The following is a 21,935-nucleotide window of genomic DNA, read 5'->3' as shown; positions in this document are numbered from 1 at the left end:
TTAACAAAGAATTTAGCTCTTAAAGAGCTAAATTTTATTGACGCTTACCAAAAGTTATAGCATAAGCTTCATTTCTTACATCAAATAAAGGATCTTGTGGTGGATTAACCCCTTGAGGTACATCCGAAGGAAAATATACATCAAAATTACAATCTTCATCGCTCAAGGCATTAACCTTAAAAGTCCCAACTAGACTTTCTTTGTGCTTACCACTCCATAAAGCCGTTGTTTCATTGGTAATATCATTTTTATTTGCATATACTAAATACATTTTATACTCAACCGGCTTATTAGCTTTTACACGATTTTGGAAATCTTCTTTTAAAAAATCACTACTCGCACTTTTCATTTGTGCTTCATTTAAATATGCCACACCTTCACTTGGAACTAATTTCCATCTTGCTGGTAAATAGTTTTCTCCGTTTGCTTGTTTAAAATAAAAAGTATGAATACTAAAAAATGGAGTATTTGCTACACTTTTACTAATGCCAATTTTATCAGTATATGCAGCAAAATTTCTATAAGAATCAACCTCTTGCATCATCTTGCTTATTTTTTCTTGATCGATTTTACCATTTACAGGAAGTCTCATTTCAAAAAACTGACCGAATTCTTTAGGATTTTTTGCGAAATTTATTTCTGTATTTAGCATAACCATAGTCCAAGAAGCAGAATCTTTAGGATCAGTAATTCTAATAGCCATACCTCTTGTTTTGCTTTTATCATCTTTAAAAGCTCCACCCAAAGAATATCTTACTTGGATTGGCAAACTTTTTTGTGTTAACAAAGGCACATCAACTTCTTTATTAATAGACAAAGCTGGCTCAAAAGTTCCCATAGCACAAAAGCCTTTTGCATGATTAACTTTTGCTTTTGGATTTTTAGGATCAGCATTAAGTTGATAAAAAATATCTGCTATTTTTTGTGCATCATATTCCACTTCATTTGCATAAATAGCACCACTTAAACAGCAAAAAGCTAAACAACTACTGATATATTTTTTCATTTAATCTCCTAAATTTTTAAAATTCGGAGATAATTCTAATATTTAATAGTAAATAATAATTTATATCAACTAAAATAAATAACTTTTTATTAAAAATTTTCTACCATATAAAAATAACTTGGTACTTTCATTTTTACATAAGGTTTAACATATGCATTTTGATAGGCGCCTTCTTCTTCTATTTTAAAAATTTCGCCCACTGGAATTCCTGAAAAGAAAATCTCATCTAAGCCACTTGTATAAACCTTATCACCCATTTTAAGTTCAAGCCATTTAGGAATATATTTAACTAAAACATAATCATTTCTACCATGAGCTATACCTGGCGCTTGTTCCTTACCTATATATACGGAAAAAATACACTCTTCATCACCTTGTAAAAGTCCCAAAGCTCTACCATTTTTTTCTATAACTATGCCTGCTGTATAGCCATTATAAATTAAGCCTTTAATTTTTCCTTTATAATCCACATCAAGCCAAACCTTATGATAATCGCTAATTTGAGCATAAGAAGTTGCCTTAACTAAACTAACATTAGGATAATAAAAACTTGAATTTTTATCACTTAAAATATTGTTTAATTCATTGGCAAAGTTTTTCATATAGATATTGTTTTTTTCAAGTTCAGCATTTCTTTCTCTTAATTTTTTAATTTCTTGAGCTTGATTAAAATGCTCATTAAATTTATCTTTTAAAAGATTAATGCTTTGAGAAAACTGATTAACAATAGCAATATTTAAATCTAAAACATTTCGTTTTATTATATCTCCATAATAAAACGAAACAAACACTAAAAAAGATAAAATTAAAACACTAAGAATTTTACTCTTCATTCGTTAGTTGGTGCAATAAAGAAATTTCTTCCAAAGCTTTACCTGTGCCTTTTGCCACTGCTAAAAGTGGCTCATCAGCTACATATACTGGAAGTTTTACAATTTCAGATAAATATTTATCAAGACCGCGTATTAAAGCTCCGCCTCCTGTTAAAACAACACCATTTTCAACAATATCAGCTGCAAGATCAGGCGGCATCATTTCAAGAACGATTTTTAATGCATCAGCAATTTCTTTTAAATGCTCACGCATAGCCTCTCTTACATCTTCACTTGTTAACTCTATTCTATTTAACAATCCTGTTACTTGATCGCGTCCTTTAACTACCATAGAAAGCTCTTTTGGAAGCTGAACTGCTGAGCCTATTGCGATTTTGATTTCCTCGCCCGTTCTTTCACCTATGACAAGATTGTATTTTTCTTTTACATAATTTACTATACTAGTATCAAGCTTATCACCAGCTGTTCGGATAGATTTTGAAATCACAAGACCGCCCAAAGAAGTAACACCAATTTCAGTAGTACCACCGCCAATATCTACCACCAAGCTCCCTTGAGGCTCTCTAATTGGTAAATTTGCACCAATAGCTGCTGCCATAGGTTCTTCTATCAAAAATACTTCTCTAGCACCCGCACTTAACGCACTTTCTCTAACTGCTTTTCTTTCTACTTGGGTTAATCCATAAGGAACTGAAATGATAATTCTAGGTCTTAAAAAAGATTTTCTTCTATGAGTTTTTTCTATAAAATAACGGATCATTTTTTCAGTCATATCAAAATCAGCAATCACACCATCTTTCATAGGACGGATTGCTTCGATATTACCTGGGGTTTTTCCTACCATTTCCTTAGCTTCTTTTCCAACAGCTAAAATTTTAACCCTACCATATCTTTCACGCTCTACCGCAACAACCGAAGGTTCATCAATCACTATACCTTTATCTTTTACCAAAACTAAAGTATTTGCAGTACCTAAGTCAATCCCCATATCACTTGAAAAAAATCCAATTATTTGATCTAAAATCATTCTCAGCCTTTAACTTTTTTATTTTTTATAAATAAAGGTTTTGCACCTTCTTTGATCACTTCTTTAGTAATTACTATGCTATATCCATTATACTCTGGCAAATCAAACATCAAATCTACCATCATTTCTTCAATAATACTTCTTAAACCTCTAGCACCTGTTTTACGCTCTAGTGAAAGCTTAGCAATCTCTCTTAGTGCTTCATCTTCAAATTTTAATTCCACATTGTCAATAGCAAAAAGTTTTTGATATTGCTTAATAATGGCATTTTTTGGCTCAGTTAAAATACGCACCATGCTTTCTTCATCAAGCTCTTCTAAAGAAGCAAGCACATGTAATCTTCCTATAAGTTCAGGAATAAGCCCAAAATGCACCAAATCATCAGGCTCTAGTCTTTGAAGTAAAGCTTCTTTTTCATCTTTTTTATCATCAGTAAAAAAGCCCATGACATTATCGCCTAATTTTCTTTTAATAATATCACTAATACCATCAAAAGCCCCGCCACACACAAATAAAATATTAGTTGTATCTATTTGTATGAAGTCTTGATTTGGGTGTTTTCTACCGCCTTTTGGTGGGATATTTACCAAAGATCCTTCGATAATTTTGAGTAAGGCTTGTTGCACGCCCTCACCACTTACATCTCTTGTAATGGAGCGATTTTCGCCCATTCTTGCGATTTTGTCTATCTCATCGATAAATATAATCCCTTTTTGTGCTCTTTGCACATCTCCATCAGCAGCTTGCAAAAGACGAGTAAGGATATTTTCAACATCTTCTCCCACATAACCTGCTTCAGTTAAAGAAGTCGCATCGCAAATTGCAATAGGCACATCTAAAAATCTAGCTAAAGTCTGTGCCAGTAAAGTTTTTCCACTTCCCGTTGGGCCTACTAATAAAATATTTGATTTTGCTAATTCTGTATCATCATCTTCTAAGTCAGATCTAAAAAGCCTTTTGTAGTGATTATACACCCCTACACTAAAGATTTTTTTAGCTCTATCTTGCCCGATAACATATTTATCTAAATATGCTTTTAATTCCTTAGGAGTAATATCTTTAAAATTTTCTTTATCAACTTCTTTATTTTTTAATTCTTTTTCCTCTCCAAAGAAAATATTACAAGCACTTTCGGCACAATACTCACATATAAAGGCATTATTATAATCATTTACTAAAATTCTTCTTTCACTTGTTTCTATTTCATTGCAAAAACTACATCTTTTAACCATGACTTTTTTCCTTATATATAGGAATTCCTCTTTTTGTTTCTAAGATAAAATTACACATTTTTTTCACATTTTCACTAGAAGTATTTTCTAGCAAACTTAAAGCATTATCTTTTAAACTTCCTTGTCTGAATAAAAATTTAAAAGCCTTGCTTAAAACATCCACTTCTTCTTTATCAAAGCGTCTTCTAATGCCTACTAAATTTAAACTTCTAATGCTTGCTCGATTTCCTTCAGCTAAGCAAAATGGCACCACATCTTGAGAAAGCGCACTAGCACCTGCTATCATACACCCCTCACCTACCTTAACAAACTGATGTATTGGAGTAAGTCCACCTACCACAGTATAATCTCCAAGTTCCACATGACCTGCTAAAGTAGCATTATTTGCTAAAATAATATTATCTCCAAGCAAACAATCATGTGCAATATGAGAATAAGCCATTATAAAAGCATTATCGCCTATTCTTGTAAAACCATCACCCTTAGCTGTACCTGAATTTATAGTAACAAATTCTCTAATAACTGCATTTTTTCCTATAATAACACCTGAATTTATCTCATCTTTATAAGATATATCTTGTGGAATATCTCCAACTATGGCATAAGAAAAAACTTTAGAATTTTCACCTATGCTTACATTAGGTAAAATTCTTGCACCTTGTTTGATGATAGTATTTGCACCTATATTGGCATTTTTTCCAACATAAGCATAGGCTTCTACTACAACACTATCTGCTATGATAGCTCCATCTTCTATAACAGCACTTGGATGAATTTTGCTCATCATTTATCTACTATCATAGCTTTAAGTTCAGCTTCTGCAACCAATTGTCCATCAACAAAAGCTTTTCCTTGAAAAATCCACATATTTCCACGATTTTTTACCACACTCATCTCATAATCAAGCCTATCACCTGGACGCACTGGATTTCTAAATTTAGCATTATCAATGCCTGTAAAATATACTACTTTAGTGCTTGGATCTACCTTATCATCCATGCTTTCAAATGCTAAAACCCCTCCAGTTTGTGCCATACCTTCTAAAATTAACACACCCGGGTAAATTGGATGATCTGGAAAATGTCCCATAAAAACATGGTCGCTTATACTAATATTTTTATAACCTCTAACAACTTCTTTATTTTTTAATTCTACGATTTTATCTACAAGTAAAAATGGATACCTATGTGGTAAAATTTTTTGAATTTGCATTACATCTATCATAAATTTAGCCTTAAAATATATTCAAAATTCGGATTTTACAAAAAAAATATTAACAAACTAGTTAAGTTTTATAACTTCACAATCTTTTCTTTACTATCAAAATAAATTTCACTTTTTGCTATAAATTCATAAGCACCTTTGGTGATGTTTTCAACAATAATCACCGGCGAAAGATCATAAGCGCCAAAATGCTTTTGCCTTATTTTGATTTCTTGCTCTATTTTTAAAGGATTTTGTAAAAAATCTTCAAAATTTTTAAATCGCATTTTGCACAAACTATTTAAATAATCAAAACTCCATAAATTAATCTCATCCTTTACGCTTTTATAGCACTTTAAATCCTCTTCTAAAATACTAAATTTAGTGTAAGAATTTTTAAAATGAGAATAAAATAAAACATGAGTTTTTATGGCTTTTTTGTTTTCTTTTATCAAAGCTCTTAGTAAGCGATAATTTAAAAATTTCTCTCTTTGAATTTCAAATTTAACACCCTTTTTTTCTAATTTTTTTACTTGATTGTAAAATTTTATCTTTTCTTCTATGCTTGAAGGTAATATTTGTTTATTTATAGGACTCATAAGCTCATCTATAAAAGCTTTTTGGCCTTTTTGTTTAGAAAGTGCATAAATACACCCACAATAATTTTGATGATAAAGCATATCTTGCTTAGCTAAGGCAAATTGTCTTTGCGTGCCTCCATTTTTTCTAAAATCAGGCGCCAAAAACTCTATACCAAATTTATCGCATTCTTTTTGTAAAGCTAATTTTAACTGCTCTAAGTCTTTTTTAGGGGATGTTAAAAGTGTTGTTGTAAGTTTTTTTTCACCAATTTTTTGAGCAAATTCAACACTTTTATGCATTCTAAAATCAAAACAAATTTGACATCTTGCACCTTTTTCAGGCTCGTCTTCATAACCCTTTACACTCTCAAGCCATTTTTCATACTCATATTCACCTTTATAAAGCTTAACACCCAATTTATCACAACTACGCTTAACATCTAAAAATCTAAGTTCATGTTCACTATAAGGATGAATATTTGGATCATAAAAAAAACCTATAATTTTCTCATCAGGATAAGTTTTGCTTAATTCTTGTATAAAATAATGACTATCCACACTACAGCAAATATGCACTAGCATAATTCTTTTAATACCTTAAAAGCATGATCTTTAGCTTTTACATTTTTATAAATTTTTGAGATTTTTCCATTTTCATCAATCACAAAAGTAGATCTTATAAGCCCCTCATACTCTTTACCATAATTTTTCTTTAAACCCCAAGCACCATAAAGTTTGCAAATTTCTTTTTCACTATCGCTTAATAAAGTGTGTTTTAAATCATATTTTTTTATGAAATTTTCATGTGATTTAACACTATCTGGACTAATACCTATAATCACAGCATTTTGCTCTAAAAAATCCTCATAACTTTGACTAAATTCACAAGCTTGTGTGGTACAACCTGGGGTGTTATCTTTTGGATAAAAATACAAAATAATTTTTTTACCCAAGAAATCACTTAAAGAAATTTTAACTCCATCTTGATTTAAAAGTTCAAACACAGGAGCTTTATCACCAATTTGTAATTCTTTCATTTTTTATCTTTCAATCTTAATTTTTCTACACTTTCACCACCAAAAGCAATATTATATGGCTCAATATCTTCTAACATAATCACTATATTTTGCTTTGGCTTGTTGTATTTTGTATGTAAAAGTTCTGTAATATCTGCTATTAACTCTTCTTTTTGTGTTTTGCTAAATTCTGGTTTAGCTAATTTGATATTTATAATTGGCATGATTTTTCCTTGTTTCAAATATAATAATTTTACTATATTCTAGTAATTATTAGTATATTTTTGATAAAATTAGTTTTATTTTCAACAAAAAGGCTTAGTTATGATTAGGGCAAAAAAAATTTGGATGGATGGAAAAATCATTGATTTTGATGATGCAAAAATTCATGTTTTAACACATTCATTACATTATGCAAATGCAGTTTTTGAAGGAACAAGAGCTTATAAAACACAAAATGGTTTAGCAATTTTTAGATTAAAAGAACACACCAAAAGACTTTTAGAGTCTGCAAAAATTACTTTAATTAATTCTCCTTTTTCTCAAGAAGAACTTGAAAATGCACAAGTTGAACTTTTAAGAGTAAATAATTTTCAAAATAACACCTATTTGCGACCATTAATCTTTTTAGGTGATGGCACTATGGGAGTTTATCATGCTAAAGCTCCTGTTAGGGTAGCTATTGCTGCTTGGGAATGGGGTGCTTATTTAGGTGAAGAAGGCTTAGAAAAAGGTATTAAGGTTAAAATTTCTTCTTTTGCTAGAAATAGTGTAAAATCTAGCTTAGGTAAAGCAAAAGCAAGTGCAAATTATTTAAATTCTCAAATGGCTAAATATGAAGCTATAGAAGCAGGATATGAGGAAGCCTTAATGCTCGATGAAGAAGGTTTTGTAGCAGAAGGAACAGGTGAGTGTTTTTTTATGATTAAAGATAATAAGCTAATCACACCACCAAATGATTTTTCATTAAAAAGTATCACTCAAGATACTGTTTTAAAAATTGCACATGATTTGGGCATAAGTGTAGTGCGTCAAAGAATTTCAAGAGATGAAGTTTATGTAGCTGATGAAGCATTTTTCACAGGAACTGCAGCAGAAATAACTCCGATAAATAATATTGATGCAAGAATTATAGGAGATGGAAAAAGAGGTGAGCTAACGACAAAGCTTCAAAATGCGTATTTTGATATAGTTTATGGACGCAATGAAAAATACGCTTCTATGCTAACTTATATTTAACAAAGGAACTAAATGCCAGCTGATTTGAATGATTATTTTAATAAAAAAAACAATCAAAACAACAATAAGCAAAATTTAAACTTCAAAACACCAGAATTTAATTTCAAAGGTTTTGGGAAATTTTCCCCATTAATTTATAGTGCAATTGCGATTATTTTAGTTTTTGCACTTTTTAAACCTTTTGCAATAGTAAATTCAGGGGAAATGGGGATCAAATCCACTACAGGTAAATACAGCCCTACCCCACTTGAACCAGGACTTCATTTTTTTATGCCTATACTGCAAAAAATCACTATCGTAGATACTAGAGTAAGACAAATCAACTATGCTTCAATCGAAGGAATAAATGAAAATTTACAAATAGGATCAGGCGTTGTTAATAAAAATAGTATTTCAGTGCTTGATTCAAGAGGCTTGCCTGTATCTATTGATGTAACCGTTCAATACAGATTAAATCCTTTACAAGTTCCTCAAACTATCGCAACATGGGGGCTTAATTGGGAAAATAAAATCATAGATCCAGTAGTAAGAGATGTTGTAAGAAATGTTGTAGGTCAATACACTGCAGAAGAGCTTCCAACAAATCGTAATACTATAGCGGTGCAAATTGATCAGGGCATTAGAAAAACTATTGAAAGCCAACCAAATGAGCCAGCAGAGCTTCAAGCAGTTCAGCTTAGAGAAATTATCTTACCTATAAAAGTAAAAGAACAAATCGAAAGAGTACAAATTGCTAAACAAGAAGCTGAAAGAACTAAATATGAAGTTGAAAGAGCTAACCAAGAAGCACTTAAAAAAGCGGCTTTAGCTGAAGGGGAGGCAAATGCAACTATTATTAGTGCTAAAGGTAGAGCAAGTGCCGTAAAAATTGAAGCTGATGCACAAGCATATTCAAATAGAGAAATAGCAAAAAGTTTAAATAATCCTTTACTTGATTTAAAACAAATTGAAACCCAAAAGCAATTTAATGAAGCACTTAAAGTCAATAAAGATGCTAAAATTTTCTTAACACCAGGTGGAGCTGTGCCAAATATTTGGGTTGATAGCAAAGATAATAAAAGAACAAGTTCAGTAGCAAATTAAAAAATAAAGAAGTGATAATGAATGTTCAACATATCCGAGAGCAAATGATCTTTTATACAGCTCATTTGCACTTGATCGATTTTTTGTTAATGGCTTTAGTTGTATTCTTTTTCATTGTCACTTTATTTATTGCTTTGATTGTTAGAAACAAACCTACTTTTGCTTTTATTATAATTTTTTTAGGAATTTTATGTTCACTTAGTATTGCGTATTTGGGATATTTTTTAATTGATACTAAAGTTAGATCCAGAATAGCCAGCTTAGATAATGCTCAATTTTTTGTATATGATAATTCTTTAAGTGTTGATTATAGCTTGACAAATACTTCTAAAAAAAGTTTTAAATTTTGCAAAATAAAAGTAGAAGTATTTAGAAAAAGCGATGAAAATAATACTTTTAAAAATTTAATACATTTATTAAAACCATTAAGAAGCAAATCTACCACTATCGAAAAAACAATAAGTCCCAACCAAACTATTAATCTAAAAACCAAATTTTCCGATTTTAATGAAGGTCAAGATTTTGATATTAAAATTAATTCAAAGTGTTTTTAATGGGATATTTTACTTTTTTTCATATTCTTATCATTTTTATTATGCTAGCTTCAACTTTCCTTACTTGGATTTTATTCTATTTAAAAATACAAAACAAAAAATATATGATAATTTTTTGCATAATAAGTTTTATATTAGCCTCAATCTTAACTATTTCTTTATTATTAACTATAGATCAATACACAAAAAAAGCTAGTTTGAGTAATTTTTCAACCTACAGACGCTTAGCTACAGAAAGTATTATTATAAAAGGTAGAGTAACCAACGATACTAATTTTAAAATTTCAGAATGCTTTTTAGAACTTAGAATTATTGATAATAATAAAAAGCATGAAATCAGTGGAGAAATTTTTAATCAACAAAATTTTGATAGCATAAAAAAAGCAAATCAACAACAAAGAGATGTTTCGTATAATATTAACATTGCAAATCAATTATCAGGTCATACCTACAAAGACTTTTCTTTTGAAGTGGGATTGCCACCTCATTTTCAAAGTTATAAAATTTTTAAACAATTAAAATGCAGATAAGGATTATTTAATAAAATAATCCCCATCAAAACTAATCAAAGAATATTTTCTTTCATTGCCTATGCTTGAAACTAACTCATTAATATCTAAAAAAGTCAAACTATCTGCACCTGTATATTCTCTAACCTCTTCAATACTCTTATTAGCTGAAATTAACTCTTCAAAAGTTGGAGTGTCTATACCATAAATATCAGGAAATTTGATTTCTGGACAAGCTATAGCCAAATGAATTTTTCTAGCACCTGCTTGTCTTAAAAGTGTGATGATTTTTTTAGAAGTTGTTCCTCTTACTACACTATCATCAATCACCACTATATCTTTACCTTCTAAAACTTTCTTCATAGGATTTAATTTCAGTTTTACTTTTAAATTTCTCATTTCTTGAGTTGGCTCTATGAAAGTTCTTCCAACATAGTGATTTCTAACTATGGCCATTTCAAGTGGAATTTTTAAATATTGCGCAAAACCTATAGCAGCACTTACTCCACTATCAGGAACAGGCACTACAAAATCTACTTTTTCTTTAAATTTTTTAGCCAAGGCTTCACCCATTTTTTTACGCACTTCATATACACTTTTACCTTCTATAATACTATCAGGTCTAGCAAAATAAATATATTCAAATGCACAAATTCTTGGATCTGTTTTATCAAAAACTTGAATGCTTTCAAACTCATCACTACCTTGAGTAAAAACTAGCATTTCACCGGGCTTTATATCGCGGATAAATTCAGCTTCTATCAAATCAAAAGCACAAGTTTCACTCGCTACAATATATCCACCATCTTTTAATTTTCCCAAAGATAAAGGTCTAACCCCATAAGGATCTCTTACCACAAAAAGTTGATTTTTACTGGCCAACATAAAGCAATATGCACCCTTACTTTGCATTAGACTTTCTATAAACCTATCTTTTAAAGTTTCTTTTTTGCTTTTTGCTATTAAATGTACAACATTTTCTGTGTCCATATTAGAATGAAAAATAGCCCCATTGTCAATTAACTCTTTTCTAACTTCTTCTTTATTAATCAAATTTCCATTATGCACTAAAGAAATATCACCCAAAGAACAAGTAGCTGCAACAGGCTGTGCATCATGCAAAGAAGAATTTCCGGCGGTAGAATAACGATTATGCCCTATAGCTATACTACCTTTTAAATCTGCTAAAATTTGAGTATTAAAAATTTGTCCTACTTCACCTTTAGCTTTATGAGTTTTGATATTTAAACCATCACTTACACTAATTCCACTTGCTTCTTGGCCACGATGTTGCATAGCAAATAAAGCATAATAAGCCACCGTGCTTGCATTTTTTGAATTAATTACTCCAACTACCGCACACATTTAAATTCCTAAACAATCGTCTATATCATATAAGCCATTTTCTTGAGAAACCAGCCATTTAGCACATCTAATAGCCCCCATAGCAAAAGTAGCTCTTGAAGTAGCACTATGATTTAATTCTATAAATTCACCATCATTATAAAATCCAACTCTATGAGAACCCACTATATCACCACCTCTTAAGCTCATCACTGCGATTTCATCTTTACTTCTTTGACCAATAATCCCATCTCTACCACTTACTCTAACCTTTTCCAAATCTAAATTCCTAGCCTTAGCGACATTTTGTGCTAAAGTCATCGCAGTACCACTTGGGGCATCTTTTTTCTTATTATGGTGCATTTCAAGTATTTCTATATCAAAATCCCTCAAAGCTTCACTAGCTAAATAAGAAAGTTTTTTTAAAATCGCCACACCCAAAGACATATTAGTTGCATAAAGAATAGGCATGGTAATGCTCGCACTTTGCATCAATTCATTTTGCTTAGCATCTAAACCTGTAGTACCTATTACCAAAGGCTTGGGATTGCTTCTTGCGTATAAAAGCAAATCCTCACACCCCTTTGGAGTAGAAAAATCAATAATCACATCACATTTATTAAAAAAATCTTCATAATTTGATCCTTGATAAAAAAATGCACTTGCTTTAGCATCTTTTTGATCTTGTAAACAATTTTCAATTTGTTTACCCATACGCCCATTACTTCCATGAATTCCTATACATATCATAAATTTATCCTTTATATTTGCAGTGAGAAATTGTATCACTAAGTTAATTAATACAATATTACATACCATGAGCAAAAGTTTCCAAAAAGTTTCCAAAAAACTTTAAATTTATAACACATTTTTAAAAGGAGTTTTATGAAAAGAAGAACATTTTTGAAAGGCTCAGCTTTGGGTTCTATGGTAGCATTTTTTGCTAGCTCAAATTTAAATGCGAGTTTATTAAAAGATAAAGATTTGCTAAATTTTAAGAAATACCTGCTAGTGCAGAAGATAAAGTTATCGTACCAGATGGCTACAAAGCAGATATTTTAATCTCATGGGGCGATCCTCTTTTTAGCAAAGCATCTATTTATGATGAAGAAAAAAATATCGATAAAAAAGCTGTGGAAAATGCTAAATTAACTTTTGGAGACAATAACGATGGTATGAGTTTTTTTCCTCTTTCAAAAGATAGGGCTATACTAGCTATTAATAATGAATATATAAATCCTGAAATTATGTTTAAACATCAAGGTAAAAATCTTAGCTTAGAAGATATTTTATATGAACAAGCAAATTTAGGAGTGAGCATTTTTGAAATAAAAAAAGAAAAAGATCAATGGTCTGTGGTGCTTGATTCTAAATACAACCGCAGAATCGATGCAAATACAAAAATGAGCATTAGTGGTCCAGCAAAACAACAAGTACTTCAAAATGAAAATTTTATATATGGAACTTTAAATAATTGTGCCAATGGAAAAACACCTTGGGGGACTTATCTTACTTGCGAAGAAAATATAAATGATTTTTTTGGAAGTTTAGATGAAAAAATTAAATTTTCAAAAGAGCAACTTAGATTTGGATTTAAAGCTCAAAGTCAATATGGGTGGGAAAAATTTGATGAAAGATTTGATTTAAGTAAATATCCAAACGAGGCAAATAAATTTGGATGGGTTGTAGAAATTGATCCATTTGATCCAAACAGCATACCTATAAAAAGAACAGCTCTTGGAAGATTTAAACACGAAAATGCAGAATTAATTGTAGAAGATGATGGAACCGTTGTAATTTATATGGGAGATGATGAAGCCAATGAATTTATTTATAAATTTATAAGCAAACATAAATATAAAAAAGGTCTAGATACTAGCAAAATTTTAGATGAAGGAACCTTATATGTAGCACAATTTAATGGAAAAATAGGAGATTTTAGAGGGAGTGGAAAATGGATTGAGTTAGAATATGGTAAAAATAACCTTAATAAAGAAAATGGTTTTAACTCTCAAGCAGATGTATTAATCAATGCTAGAATTGCTGGATCTATTGTAAATGCAACTCCTATGGATAGATGCGAATGGATAGCAAGCCATAAAGAAAGTGGCTCAAAAGAAGTATTTGCTACCTTAACAAACAATAAAAAAAATAATAACCCAAATCCAGCAAACCCAAGAACAAAAAATATTTACGGACAAATAATTAAATGGGAGCATAAAAATTCTCATAAAGATGATGAATTTACTTGGGAAATTTTTGCACTTGCAGGAAACCCTGATAATCAAACAAGTTTAAATAAAGGCTCAAACAACATTACAAGTAATAATAAATTTAATTCCCCCGATGGATTAAGTTTTGATAGAGATGGTCGCCTTTGGATACAAACTGATGGAAACTATTCTAATCAAGAAGAATTTGAAGGCATGGGAAATAATTGTATGTTAGCAGCTAATCCAAAAACAGGGGAAATAAAAAGATTTTTAACAGGACCAATAGCTTGCGAAATAACAGGAATTGCTTTTAGTCAAGATTATAAAACTATGTTTGTTGGAATTCAACATCCAGGAGAGAAATTAAAAGGCAGTCAATTTCCTTATGGCAAAACACCAAGATCAAGTATAATAGCAATAAGTAAAATTGATGGCGGAGTTATTGGAAGTTAATCAATTTACACTAGAAATTCTAGTGTAAATTTTCAATATAAGCTAAAGCGCTAAGCGCTGCAACCGCTCCATCGCCTGCTGCACATATTACTTGTTTTGGAGCATCTTTTCTTAAATCACCTGCTGCAAATAACCCTGCTATGTTAGTTTGCATTTTAAGATCAACACTAACTTGACCACCTTCTTCCATAGCACATAAAAATTCACCATTATCTTGTTTTAAAATTTCATTTCTTACATTTAATCCAACAAAGGTAAATATTCCAGGCACATCAAGCTCTCTTTTAGAACCATCATTAAATGCTATTTTAATTTTATTAACACCCATATTATCACCGCAAACCTCATCAACAACCGCATTTGTGATTAATTCTATTTTGTCATTATTTTTTACTTTTTCAACTGTTGAAGGTGCTGCTCTAAACTCATCTCTTCTGTGGATTAAATACACTTTTGAACAAATATTAGCTAGATACAAAGCTTCTTCTAAAGCAGTATCTCCCCCACCTAAAACAGCCACTTCTTTATTTTTATAAAAAAAGCCATCGCAAGTCGCACAAGTACTCACACCTTTACCAAAAAACTCATCTTCACCTTTAAAATCAGCACGACGCGGAGTAGAGCCTGTGCAAACAATAACTGCTTTTGCTTGTTCGTTTTTACCGCCTTCCAATTTTATATTAAAACTTCCATCAGAATTTTTACTAATTTGCTCAACACCTACCATCTCATGTTTTAAACCAAAACGCATACATTGTTCATTCCAAGGAGCCATAAAAGAAATTCCATCTAAAACTTGAGCAACTCCAGGATAATTTTCTATCTCTGAACTCGAAGTAATCTGCCCACCAGGCATACCTTTTTCAAACATTACAACATTTTTTAATCCACCTCTTGTAGCATATAAACCTGCGCTCAAACCTGCAGGTCCACCACCTATAATAGCTAAATCTAACATGATATTTTCCTTATAGTTTTATTTACAAGTATTATACAAATTTTTCTTTAATTATAAATAATAAAAATTATTAAATAGTAAAAAATATGAAGAAAAGCCACAAAAAGTGGCTTAAGATTATAAAAGTGAGTTTAGTTTATCTGCTAAAGCTTGTTTTGATTGAGCACCAACTAGCTGATCAACCACTTCACCATCTTTAAAAAAAATGATAGTTGGGATAGATCTTACACCAAATTGTGCAGCCAAATCACCTTGCTCATCTGTATTTACTTTACAAATTTTAGCTTTACCATCAAAATCATTTGCAAGCTCATCAATTACCGGTGCAAGCATTCTGCAAGGTCCGCACCATGGAGCCCAAAAATCTACTAAAGCTACACCTTCTTTTGCTTGTGCAAAATTTTCTGTAGTTAAATCAATATATTTTCCCATTTTTTCTCCTTTGTTTTTTCAAATTCTATTAAAATAGAATAAACATTCCCTTAATAACTAATGTTCTCTAAAAGTTTTATATCATCTTTATATACGCAAAGTAAATCTAGTTGATAATTTTCATCATTTTTATGTTTCATAAAGTAATATTCTATAGTCTTAATAATTTTATTATATTTTTTATTATCTAATCTATATTCTACCTCATAATCACCTTGCGTGCTTTTAACTTCAATAAAATGTAAAATTTTATCTTTTTTAGCAATAATATCAATTTCTCCAAATTTAGAATAAAAATTCCTTTTTAAAATTTCAAATCCTTGTGTTTTTAAAAATTCACACGCTAACTCTTCTCCTTTTTTACCAAAAAGATATTCAAATAATGCCATTACTCTTCTATTCTCATCATAAAAACATCATCTTTTACAAATTCTTGTTCTCTAAGCTTTTGAGTTAAAATTTGTATATTTTTTTCATAAGTTTGATGAGTGATGAAAAATAAAGTGCTATAATCTTGCTTTTCTTTTTTAGGCTTTTGCAAGAAAGTATCGATTGAAATTTGATGTTCACTCATTAATTGTGTGATTTTTGATAAAACTCCTATTTTATCTAATACCTTTAATCTTAAATAATATCTTGTATAAATTTCATCTTTACTTAAAAGTTTATAAGAAGTATCATTTAAATACCCAAAAATAGCACTATTTTTTTCTTTTCTTGCTATATCGATTAAATCAGCTATAACAGCACTTGCAGTTGCCCTGCCACCTGCTCCTGGGCCATAATATAAACTTTCACCCAATACATCTCCATCAATACTAATAGCATTCATTACCCCATCAACTTTTGCTAGTATTTTATCTTTGCTAAGCATGGTAGGATGAACTCTTAATTCTATTTTTTCATCTTTAATCTTAGCAATACCCAAGTGTTTTATGGTATATTCAAATTCTTTTGCAAAATAAATATCCTCATTACTTACTTTGCTAATACCCTCAATCAAAATATCTTCAGGTTTCACTCTTAATCCATAGGCAATATTTGCTAAAATCAAAAGTTTATGCGCTGCATCAAAACCCTCTATATCAAAAGTGGGATTAGCTTCAGCATATCCTAAATCTTGTGCTTTTTTTAACACCTCTTGGAATTTGGTATTATCTTCGGTCATTTTACTTAAAATATAATTGCTTGTGCCATTTAAAATGCCTTTAATAGAAACAATATTATTAGCACTCAAGCCCTCTTTTAAAATTTTAATAATAGGAATTCCACCCGCCACACTCGCCTCATAACCAAAAGCTGTATCTTGTGCTAATTTTTCAAGCTCATAACGATGATAAGCAAGCAAAGCTTTATTAGCAGTTACCACTGCTTTTTTTCTTTTTAAAATTTTTGAAATTATCTCAAAGGGTAAATCAATACCACCCATTAACTCCACAAATACATCAATATCTTCACGCTCTAAAACCTCATCAATATCATTTACCACAGGAATTAACGCATTTGTTTTTGGATTTCTTGCCAAAGCAATTACTGGAATAATTTCTTCATCACATCTTGCTTTGATTAAATCTTGATTTTTTAGCAAAGTTTCTACAACAGCACTTCCTACCGTACCATATCCCAAAATTGCGATTTTCATTTTATTCTCTTAAATATTTTTTTATATTTCTTGCTGCTTGACGAATGCGGTTTTCATTTTCTATTAAAGCTATTCTAACATACTCATTACCCGCTTCACCAAAACCAACTCCAGGACTTACCGCTACATTTGCTTTTTGCAAAAGCTGTTTAGAAAATTCCATACTTCCAAGGTGAGCTTTACCTTGAGGGAGTTTTGCCCAAACAAACATACTTGCATTAGGTTTTTTCAGCTCCCATCCTGCCTGAAAAAATGAATCAAGCAAGACTTCTAATCTTTTTGCATAAGTTGCCTTAATCTCTTCAACACAAGTTTGATCTCCATCTAAAGCTATAGTAGCAGCAACTTGTATAGGAGTATACATACCATAATCAAACCAAGACTTGATTTTTTTCAAAGCCGCAATTAAGCGTTTATTACCCACTACAAAACCTACACGCCAACCTGCCATATTGTAAGACTTTGAAAGTGTATAAGTTTCTACCGCTACATCTTTAGCACCTTCTACTTCAAAAATAGAAGGGGTTTTATAAGAACCAAAAGTCAAATCTGCATAAGCAATATCAGAAATAATATAAAATCTTTCTTTTTTTGCCATTGCAACTAATCTCTCATAAAAACTTCTTTCCACAGTGACTGTTGTAGGATTGTGCGGAAAATTTACTACTACATATTTTGGACGCGGAATACTTTCATGTAGTGTTTTTTGTAAATTTTCAAAAAAAGTATTTTCATTTAATTCATAATTTTCATTAAAATCAAAATTCATAGTTGCTACATTACCACCTGCTATGATAAAAGCTTGAGTGTGTATAGGGTAAGCGGGTGTAGGTACAATAGCTACATCTCCTGGGTTAATAACGGCTCTTGCTAAATTTACAAAGCCTTCTTTAGAACCCATCGTTGCAACTACTTCACTTTCAGGATCTAAACCAACATCGTATTTTCTTTTATACCAATTACAAATTGCAAGTCTTAGTTTATAAATTCCACTCGAAGCAGAATAACCAGAAGTTTTTTCTTTATTTGCACTTTCGCAAAGTTTATCTATAATGTGTTGAGGAGTTTTACCATCAGGATTTCCCATAGAAAAATCTATTATATCCTCCCCTGCTCTTCTTGCTGCCATTTTAATCGCATTAACTTCAGCAAAAACATAATTTGGAAGTCTTTCTATGGTATTAAAATGAATTTCTTCAAACATTTTCCATCCTTTTTAGCGTCTTAAGTAAATTTTTAAACCCCTTTTTATGTTATCAAGGCTAAACATATCGCCAATGATAGCATATTTTGCACCCAATGGGATATTTATATTAATTTCATTTTGTTTGTGTGTGTTTTCTATACCTTGAATAAAATTTAAATTTTTATCTAAAAATTGAATTTTACAAAACCAAGAATCAAGATTGTGCGCACTAAGCTCCATGCTTTTTGCTCCTTGTAAATCAACAATATACTCTCTTAAAGGCTTATTTAATTGAGTGATGGTATTTAGTGGAATTTGAGTATTAACTTTAGGTTTTGCTTTTGAAAAATCTAGCTCATACCCATAATTTAATTCTGAAATTTTAGAAATATCTTTAATAAAAACAGAGCTTGATAACAAGGCTTTATAGAAAACTCCTGGATCAAGCATATATTGAGAATCTACAGCTAACTTATAGGTGATATAATTTTCCCTTAAAGTTAATTCAGTTGGTATAAAATACACATAGCCTAATTCGTTTAAAGTATCATTAATAGTTTTAAAAAATAAAACAGAATCAGCTTGAGCTTTAAAACTAAAAGTTAGAGTTTTTGGCTCATTTAATATAAAATTTGCCAAAGAATTAGTTTTTAAAATTTGAGAAATAGTGTAAATATCTACATTTCCGCGTTCATCTTTATAATCATTCCTTGCAAACAAAAGCTCTAATTTTGCATCTTTAGAATTATCATTAACAATATGTTTTGCAACTTCTAAAGCACTTAGTGCAAAAGCATTAAGAGTAAAAAAAATGGAAAATATTAAAATTCTTACCATAATTTTCCTCTATTTTCTTTGATAAATTCAGCTTTTGTAATTTGTTTGATTTTACCATCTTTAATCATTAAAAATTTAGACACACCGTTTTTAAACTCTAAAGTATTATTATTTTCATCGTTTAAGCTAAAAGCAGCGTGGCCTGTGGTAATTAACATATCTTTATCCAAAGGTAAAACATAATCATTTTTAATAGTTAAAGAGCTCTTTCTAAAAGTTTTTAAATCCACCATACCAAGCCAAAGCTCTGCACTTGGTTTTATAATGCTTTCATTGAGTAAAATGATATTTTCTTCAGGCATATTTGAGCTAGCATTATCTTCTAATGTTTTTTCTGTATTATTGTTCTCGCTTATTGGTTCTAAAATAGTCGCGTTTGTTTCATTATTTTCCATAGCATCATCAGCAAAAAAATTAAGAACTGGTGTTTCATTTTCATCAACTTTTTCTTCTAAAACAACCTGCTCTTGATTTAATACATTGGTAGTATTTTCATCTAAAGTAGAACTTTGAAAAAATCTTGAAACACCCCAGGCCAAAGCTACTATCAAAAGTACTACTACTATAATCACAATATACCATACACTTGAGCTTTCTTTGGTATATGAGTTCATTCTAGGTGAAATATGCACATGATTTTTTTTCTCAATACCATTTTCTTCTAAATAGACATGATATTCTTCTAAAAAATTAGAAAAGTCAAGCTCATACTCTCTTTGTAAAATTTTAATAAAGCCATTTACATTAAAGCGGGATAAAGACTTAAAATCTTTCTTAATGATATATTCAAGACAAGCTATTTCTATTTGTGTTCTTTTTTGAACTTCTAACAAATTTAAATCTTCTAATTTTTTCCAACTATCCATTTTTCATCCTATCGCAAAGTATTGCAAATGCTGCACTAACATTTAAGCTATCAAAATCATTGTGCATTTTTATACCTACGCACTCATCGCATTTTTTAAGCACCTTTGGCGCTATACCAAAACCTTCACTTCCCATAATCAAAACTTTTTTATCTTTAGCCTTGATAGTATGTATATCACTACCTCCGCTTGCACTAGCATAGATATAAAAACCTTTTTGTTTTAACTCATTTATCATGCTTAAAATATCATCATTTAAGACTATTTTCATATCTAAAGCTGCTCCACTACTTGCACGAACAACTCCATCCATAGCCACGCTTTTAGCTACCAAAATAACCCCATCAGCACCTAAAGCATAAGCACTACGCACGATAGCACCTATATTTCCAACATCGCTAATATTATATAAAATAACTATAAAATCTTTTTCTTTTAAACTCTCAAAAGAGCTAAATTCAAATTCATCAATTTCCATTAAAAAACCTTGATGATTTCCACCTCTTGCCAAGCTTTGTGCGGCTTTAAAATCGAGTTTTTTAATTTTTTTTGATGCCCTTGTTATTTTTGAAAAATCAGCTTTTTCACATTCTTTCGCTAAATAAATTTCTTTAATTTTTTCTTCATGCTTTTCTAAGATATAAAAAAACACTTGCTTACCATAAACTATCATTTTTAAATAATAACCAAATTCAACTTAAAAGCAGTTTTTGATAATTTTCTTTTGGGGATTTTGCATTGATTTTCGAAAGAAGTTTTGCCTTTGCCTTTAAAGATAAATCAAGTTCATAAATATCTTGCTCACACAAGGTATTTTGATGAAATTGCTTTTCTTTAGCATTTACCACTACACACCACTCACCGCGTAAATCCATTGTTTTTAATTTTTCCAAAACCTCTAAAGCTTCTGCTCTAAATTTAGTTTCAAATTTCTTTGTTGCTTCTTTTATGATAAAAATTTCTCTTAAAGGATCAATTTTACTAATTTCTTCTACTAAATTAAGTATTCTAGTGGGTGCTTCATAAACTATACTAGGATAAGGATTAAGCATTAAATTTTCAATATCTTTTTGTCTTTGAGGATTTTTATTGGCCAAAAAACCCATAAAAATAAATTCTTTTTTACAAAATGCACTTGAAACCAATGCAAGCAAAGCAGCATTTGATCCTGCTAAGACTTCATAGTCAATATTGTTTTTAATAGCATATTCGATTAAAAATTGTCCCGGATCGCTAATACCTGGCATACCTGCATCACTTAAATATGCAATATCTTGTTTAAAAAAATCCTCATTTATTTTTGCTAAAAAATCTTTTTCATTATGAGTATGCAAAGCTATATATTTATCAGGCTTTATTTCTAAATTAAATTTTTCATTAAGAAGATGAATTAAATATTTGCAAACTCTTGTATCTTCACATAAAAAGAGCTTGCATTTTTGTAAAATTTCTAAAGAATGAAAAGAAATATCGTTTAAATTTCCTATGGGCGTAGGAATAAAATATAACATTATTGCATTGCGTATTTTTTCTTAAATTTCTCTACACGACCCGCAGCATCTACGATTTTTTCACTGCCTGTAAAGAATGGGTGGCAGCTTGAACAAATATCAACTTTAATTTCTGATTTATTTGACTTAGTAGTAAAAGAATTTCCACAAGCACAACTAACTTTACACTCTACATATTCTGGGTGAATTTCTTTCTTCATTGTTTATCCT

The 21,935-nt window shown here is 30.4% G+C and carries 25 protein-coding genes and 1 pseudogene; 5 read left to right on the top strand and 21 right to left on the bottom strand.

The annotated features are described in order from the left end of the window. Nucleotides 1–34: 34 nt before the first annotated feature. The 9 genes from L8W40_RS02375 to L8W40_RS02335 form a co-directional block, all read right to left on the bottom strand. Nucleotides 35–1,006 (bottom strand): catalase, encoded by a 972-nt coding sequence (locus tag L8W40_RS02375; protein ID WP_263664569.1) that lies wholly within the window; start codon nt 1,004–1,006, stop codon nt 35–37. Between the two features lie 89 nt (nt 1,007–1,095). Beyond that, nucleotides 1,096–1,839 carry a rod shape-determining protein MreC gene (mreC, locus tag L8W40_RS02370; protein ID WP_133319511.1) on the bottom strand — a complete coding sequence of 248 codons (744 nt, stop codon included), beginning with the start codon at nt 1,837–1,839 and terminating at the stop codon, nt 1,096–1,098. After that, nucleotides 1,829–2,866 carry a rod shape-determining protein gene (locus L8W40_RS02365; RefSeq protein ID WP_012662095.1) on the bottom strand — a complete coding sequence of 346 codons (1,038 nt, stop codon included), beginning with the start codon at nt 2,864–2,866 and terminating at the stop codon, nt 1,829–1,831. Before L8W40_RS02365 ends, mreC begins: the two co-directional genes overlap by 11 nt. A gap of 2 nt (nt 2,867–2,868) precedes the next feature. Next, nucleotides 2,869–4,098, bottom strand: coding sequence for an ATP-dependent Clp protease ATP-binding subunit ClpX (gene clpX, locus L8W40_RS02360; RefSeq protein ID WP_039619273.1), 1,230 nt, complete (start codon nt 4,096–4,098; stop codon nt 2,869–2,871). Continuing rightward, complete coding sequence (gene lpxA, locus L8W40_RS02355; RefSeq protein WP_263664602.1) at nt 4,091–4,882, bottom strand: acyl-ACP--UDP-N-acetylglucosamine O-acyltransferase; 792 nt, start codon at nt 4,880–4,882, stop codon at nt 4,091–4,093. The genes clpX and lpxA overlap by 8 nt, the downstream gene beginning before the upstream one ends. Further along, a complete protein-coding gene (gene fabZ / locus L8W40_RS02350) occupies nt 4,882–5,322 on the bottom strand; it encodes a 3-hydroxyacyl-ACP dehydratase FabZ (RefSeq protein WP_039619275.1) in 441 nt (146 codons plus the stop codon). The genes lpxA and fabZ overlap by 1 nt, the downstream gene beginning before the upstream one ends. Before the next feature lie 68 nt (nt 5,323–5,390). Continuing rightward, nucleotides 5,391–6,464, bottom strand: a complete 1,074-nt coding sequence (locus L8W40_RS02345; RefSeq protein ID WP_263664568.1) for an epoxyqueuosine reductase QueH — start codon at nt 6,462–6,464, stop codon at nt 5,391–5,393. Then, nucleotides 6,458–6,919 (bottom strand): thioredoxin-dependent thiol peroxidase, encoded by a 462-nt coding sequence (gene bcp, locus L8W40_RS02340; RefSeq protein ID WP_263659520.1) that lies wholly within the window; start codon nt 6,917–6,919, stop codon nt 6,458–6,460. The genes L8W40_RS02345 and bcp overlap by 7 nt, the downstream gene beginning before the upstream one ends. Beyond that, entirely contained in the window at nt 6,916–7,122 is a 207-nt protein-coding gene (locus tag L8W40_RS02335; RefSeq protein WP_133319508.1) for a tautomerase family protein, read from the bottom strand. The genes bcp and L8W40_RS02335 overlap by 4 nt, the downstream gene beginning before the upstream one ends. Nucleotides 7,123–7,222: 100 nt before the next feature. On the opposite strand from L8W40_RS02335, the gene ilvE reads away from it, so the two are divergent. Genes ilvE through L8W40_RS02315 form a run of 4 tightly spaced genes read left to right on the top strand, consistent with a single transcriptional unit; the run spans nt 7,223 to nt 10,304 of the window. Further along, nucleotides 7,223–8,137, top strand: a complete 915-nt coding sequence (gene ilvE, locus L8W40_RS02330) for a branched-chain-amino-acid transaminase (protein ID WP_263664567.1) — start codon at nt 7,223–7,225, stop codon at nt 8,135–8,137. Between the two features lie 12 nt (nt 8,138–8,149). Next, nucleotides 8,150–9,220 carry a prohibitin family protein gene (locus L8W40_RS02325; RefSeq protein WP_133319506.1) on the top strand — a complete coding sequence of 357 codons (1,071 nt, stop codon included), beginning with the start codon at nt 8,150–8,152 and terminating at the stop codon, nt 9,218–9,220. Between the two features lie 17 nt (nt 9,221–9,237). Next, complete coding sequence (locus L8W40_RS02320; RefSeq protein ID WP_263664566.1) at nt 9,238–9,774, top strand: DUF2393 domain-containing protein; 537 nt, start codon at nt 9,238–9,240, stop codon at nt 9,772–9,774. After that, nucleotides 9,774–10,304, top strand: coding sequence for a DUF2393 family protein (locus L8W40_RS02315; protein WP_220566554.1), 531 nt, complete (start codon nt 9,774–9,776; stop codon nt 10,302–10,304). Before L8W40_RS02320 ends, L8W40_RS02315 begins: the two co-directional genes overlap by 1 nt. Before the next feature lie 3 nt (nt 10,305–10,307). On the opposite strand, the gene purF is transcribed toward L8W40_RS02315, so the two are convergent. Together purF and dapB are read right to left on the bottom strand one after the other, a co-directional pair. Continuing rightward, nucleotides 10,308–11,648 carry an amidophosphoribosyltransferase gene (gene purF / locus L8W40_RS02310; RefSeq protein WP_220566553.1) on the bottom strand — a complete coding sequence of 447 codons (1,341 nt, stop codon included), beginning with the start codon at nt 11,646–11,648 and terminating at the stop codon, nt 10,308–10,310. Continuing rightward, complete coding sequence (gene dapB, locus L8W40_RS02305) at nt 11,649–12,377, bottom strand: 4-hydroxy-tetrahydrodipicolinate reductase (RefSeq protein ID WP_263664565.1); 729 nt, start codon at nt 12,375–12,377, stop codon at nt 11,649–11,651. A 135-nt stretch (nt 12,378–12,512) separates the two neighbouring features. Here dapB and L8W40_RS02300 point away from each other — a divergent pair. Next, nucleotides 12,513–14,293, top strand: a pseudogene (locus tag L8W40_RS02300) (PhoX family protein). Between the two features lie 19 nt (nt 14,294–14,312). On the opposite strand, the gene trxB reads toward L8W40_RS02300, so the two are convergent. The 10 genes from trxB to rpmE all read right to left on the bottom strand — a co-directional run bounded on the left by trxB (nt 14,313) and on the right by rpmE (nt 21,925). Beyond that, entirely contained in the window at nt 14,313–15,251 is a 939-nt protein-coding gene (trxB, locus tag L8W40_RS02295; RefSeq protein ID WP_263664564.1) for a thioredoxin-disulfide reductase, read from the bottom strand. A gap of 117 nt (nt 15,252–15,368) precedes the next feature. Then, nucleotides 15,369–15,683: a thioredoxin gene (gene trxA, locus L8W40_RS02290; protein WP_039619298.1), complete on the bottom strand. Its 315-nt coding sequence runs from the start codon at nt 15,681–15,683 to the stop codon at nt 15,369–15,371. Nucleotides 15,684–15,733: 50 nt separating this feature from the next. Then, nucleotides 15,734–16,072: a YraN family protein gene (locus tag L8W40_RS02285; protein WP_133319499.1), complete on the bottom strand. Its 339-nt coding sequence runs from the start codon at nt 16,070–16,072 to the stop codon at nt 15,734–15,736. Continuing rightward, nucleotides 16,072–17,325, bottom strand: coding sequence for a homoserine dehydrogenase (locus L8W40_RS02280; protein WP_220566551.1), 1,254 nt, complete (start codon nt 17,323–17,325; stop codon nt 16,072–16,074). Before L8W40_RS02280 ends, L8W40_RS02285 begins: the two co-directional genes overlap by 1 nt. A gap of 1 nt (nt 17,326) precedes the next feature. Beyond that, nucleotides 17,327–18,529: an LL-diaminopimelate aminotransferase gene (locus L8W40_RS02275; RefSeq protein ID WP_263659524.1), complete on the bottom strand. Its 1,203-nt coding sequence runs from the start codon at nt 18,527–18,529 to the stop codon at nt 17,327–17,329. A 12-nt stretch (nt 18,530–18,541) separates the two neighbouring features. Beyond that, a complete protein-coding gene (locus L8W40_RS02270) occupies nt 18,542–19,348 on the bottom strand; it encodes a hypothetical protein (RefSeq protein ID WP_263664563.1) in 807 nt (268 codons plus the stop codon). After that, nucleotides 19,342–20,214, bottom strand: coding sequence for a hypothetical protein (locus L8W40_RS02265; protein WP_133319495.1), 873 nt, complete (start codon nt 20,212–20,214; stop codon nt 19,342–19,344). Before L8W40_RS02265 ends, L8W40_RS02270 begins: the two co-directional genes overlap by 7 nt. Next, nucleotides 20,207–20,887 carry a 23S rRNA (guanosine(2251)-2'-O)-methyltransferase RlmB gene (gene rlmB / locus L8W40_RS02260; protein WP_263664562.1) on the bottom strand — a complete coding sequence of 227 codons (681 nt, stop codon included), beginning with the start codon at nt 20,885–20,887 and terminating at the stop codon, nt 20,207–20,209. The genes L8W40_RS02265 and rlmB overlap by 8 nt, the downstream gene beginning before the upstream one ends. A 19-nt stretch (nt 20,888–20,906) precedes the next feature. After that, complete coding sequence (gene rsmI / locus L8W40_RS02255) at nt 20,907–21,725, bottom strand: 16S rRNA (cytidine(1402)-2'-O)-methyltransferase (protein WP_263664561.1); 819 nt, start codon at nt 21,723–21,725, stop codon at nt 20,907–20,909. After that, entirely contained in the window at nt 21,725–21,925 is a 201-nt protein-coding gene (gene rpmE, locus L8W40_RS02250; RefSeq protein WP_039664588.1) for a 50S ribosomal protein L31, read from the bottom strand. The genes rsmI and rpmE overlap by 1 nt, the downstream gene beginning before the upstream one ends. Between the last annotated feature and the right edge of the window lie 10 nt (nt 21,926–21,935).

This window comes from Campylobacter sp. IFREMER_LSEM_CL1846 (assembly GCF_025772105.1).
GTDB lineage: Bacteria > Campylobacterota > Campylobacteria > Campylobacterales > Campylobacteraceae > Campylobacter_D > Campylobacter_D lari_D.
Note: the sequence above shows the minus strand (reverse complement) of the source record. Positions and strands in the feature narration are given on the sequence as shown.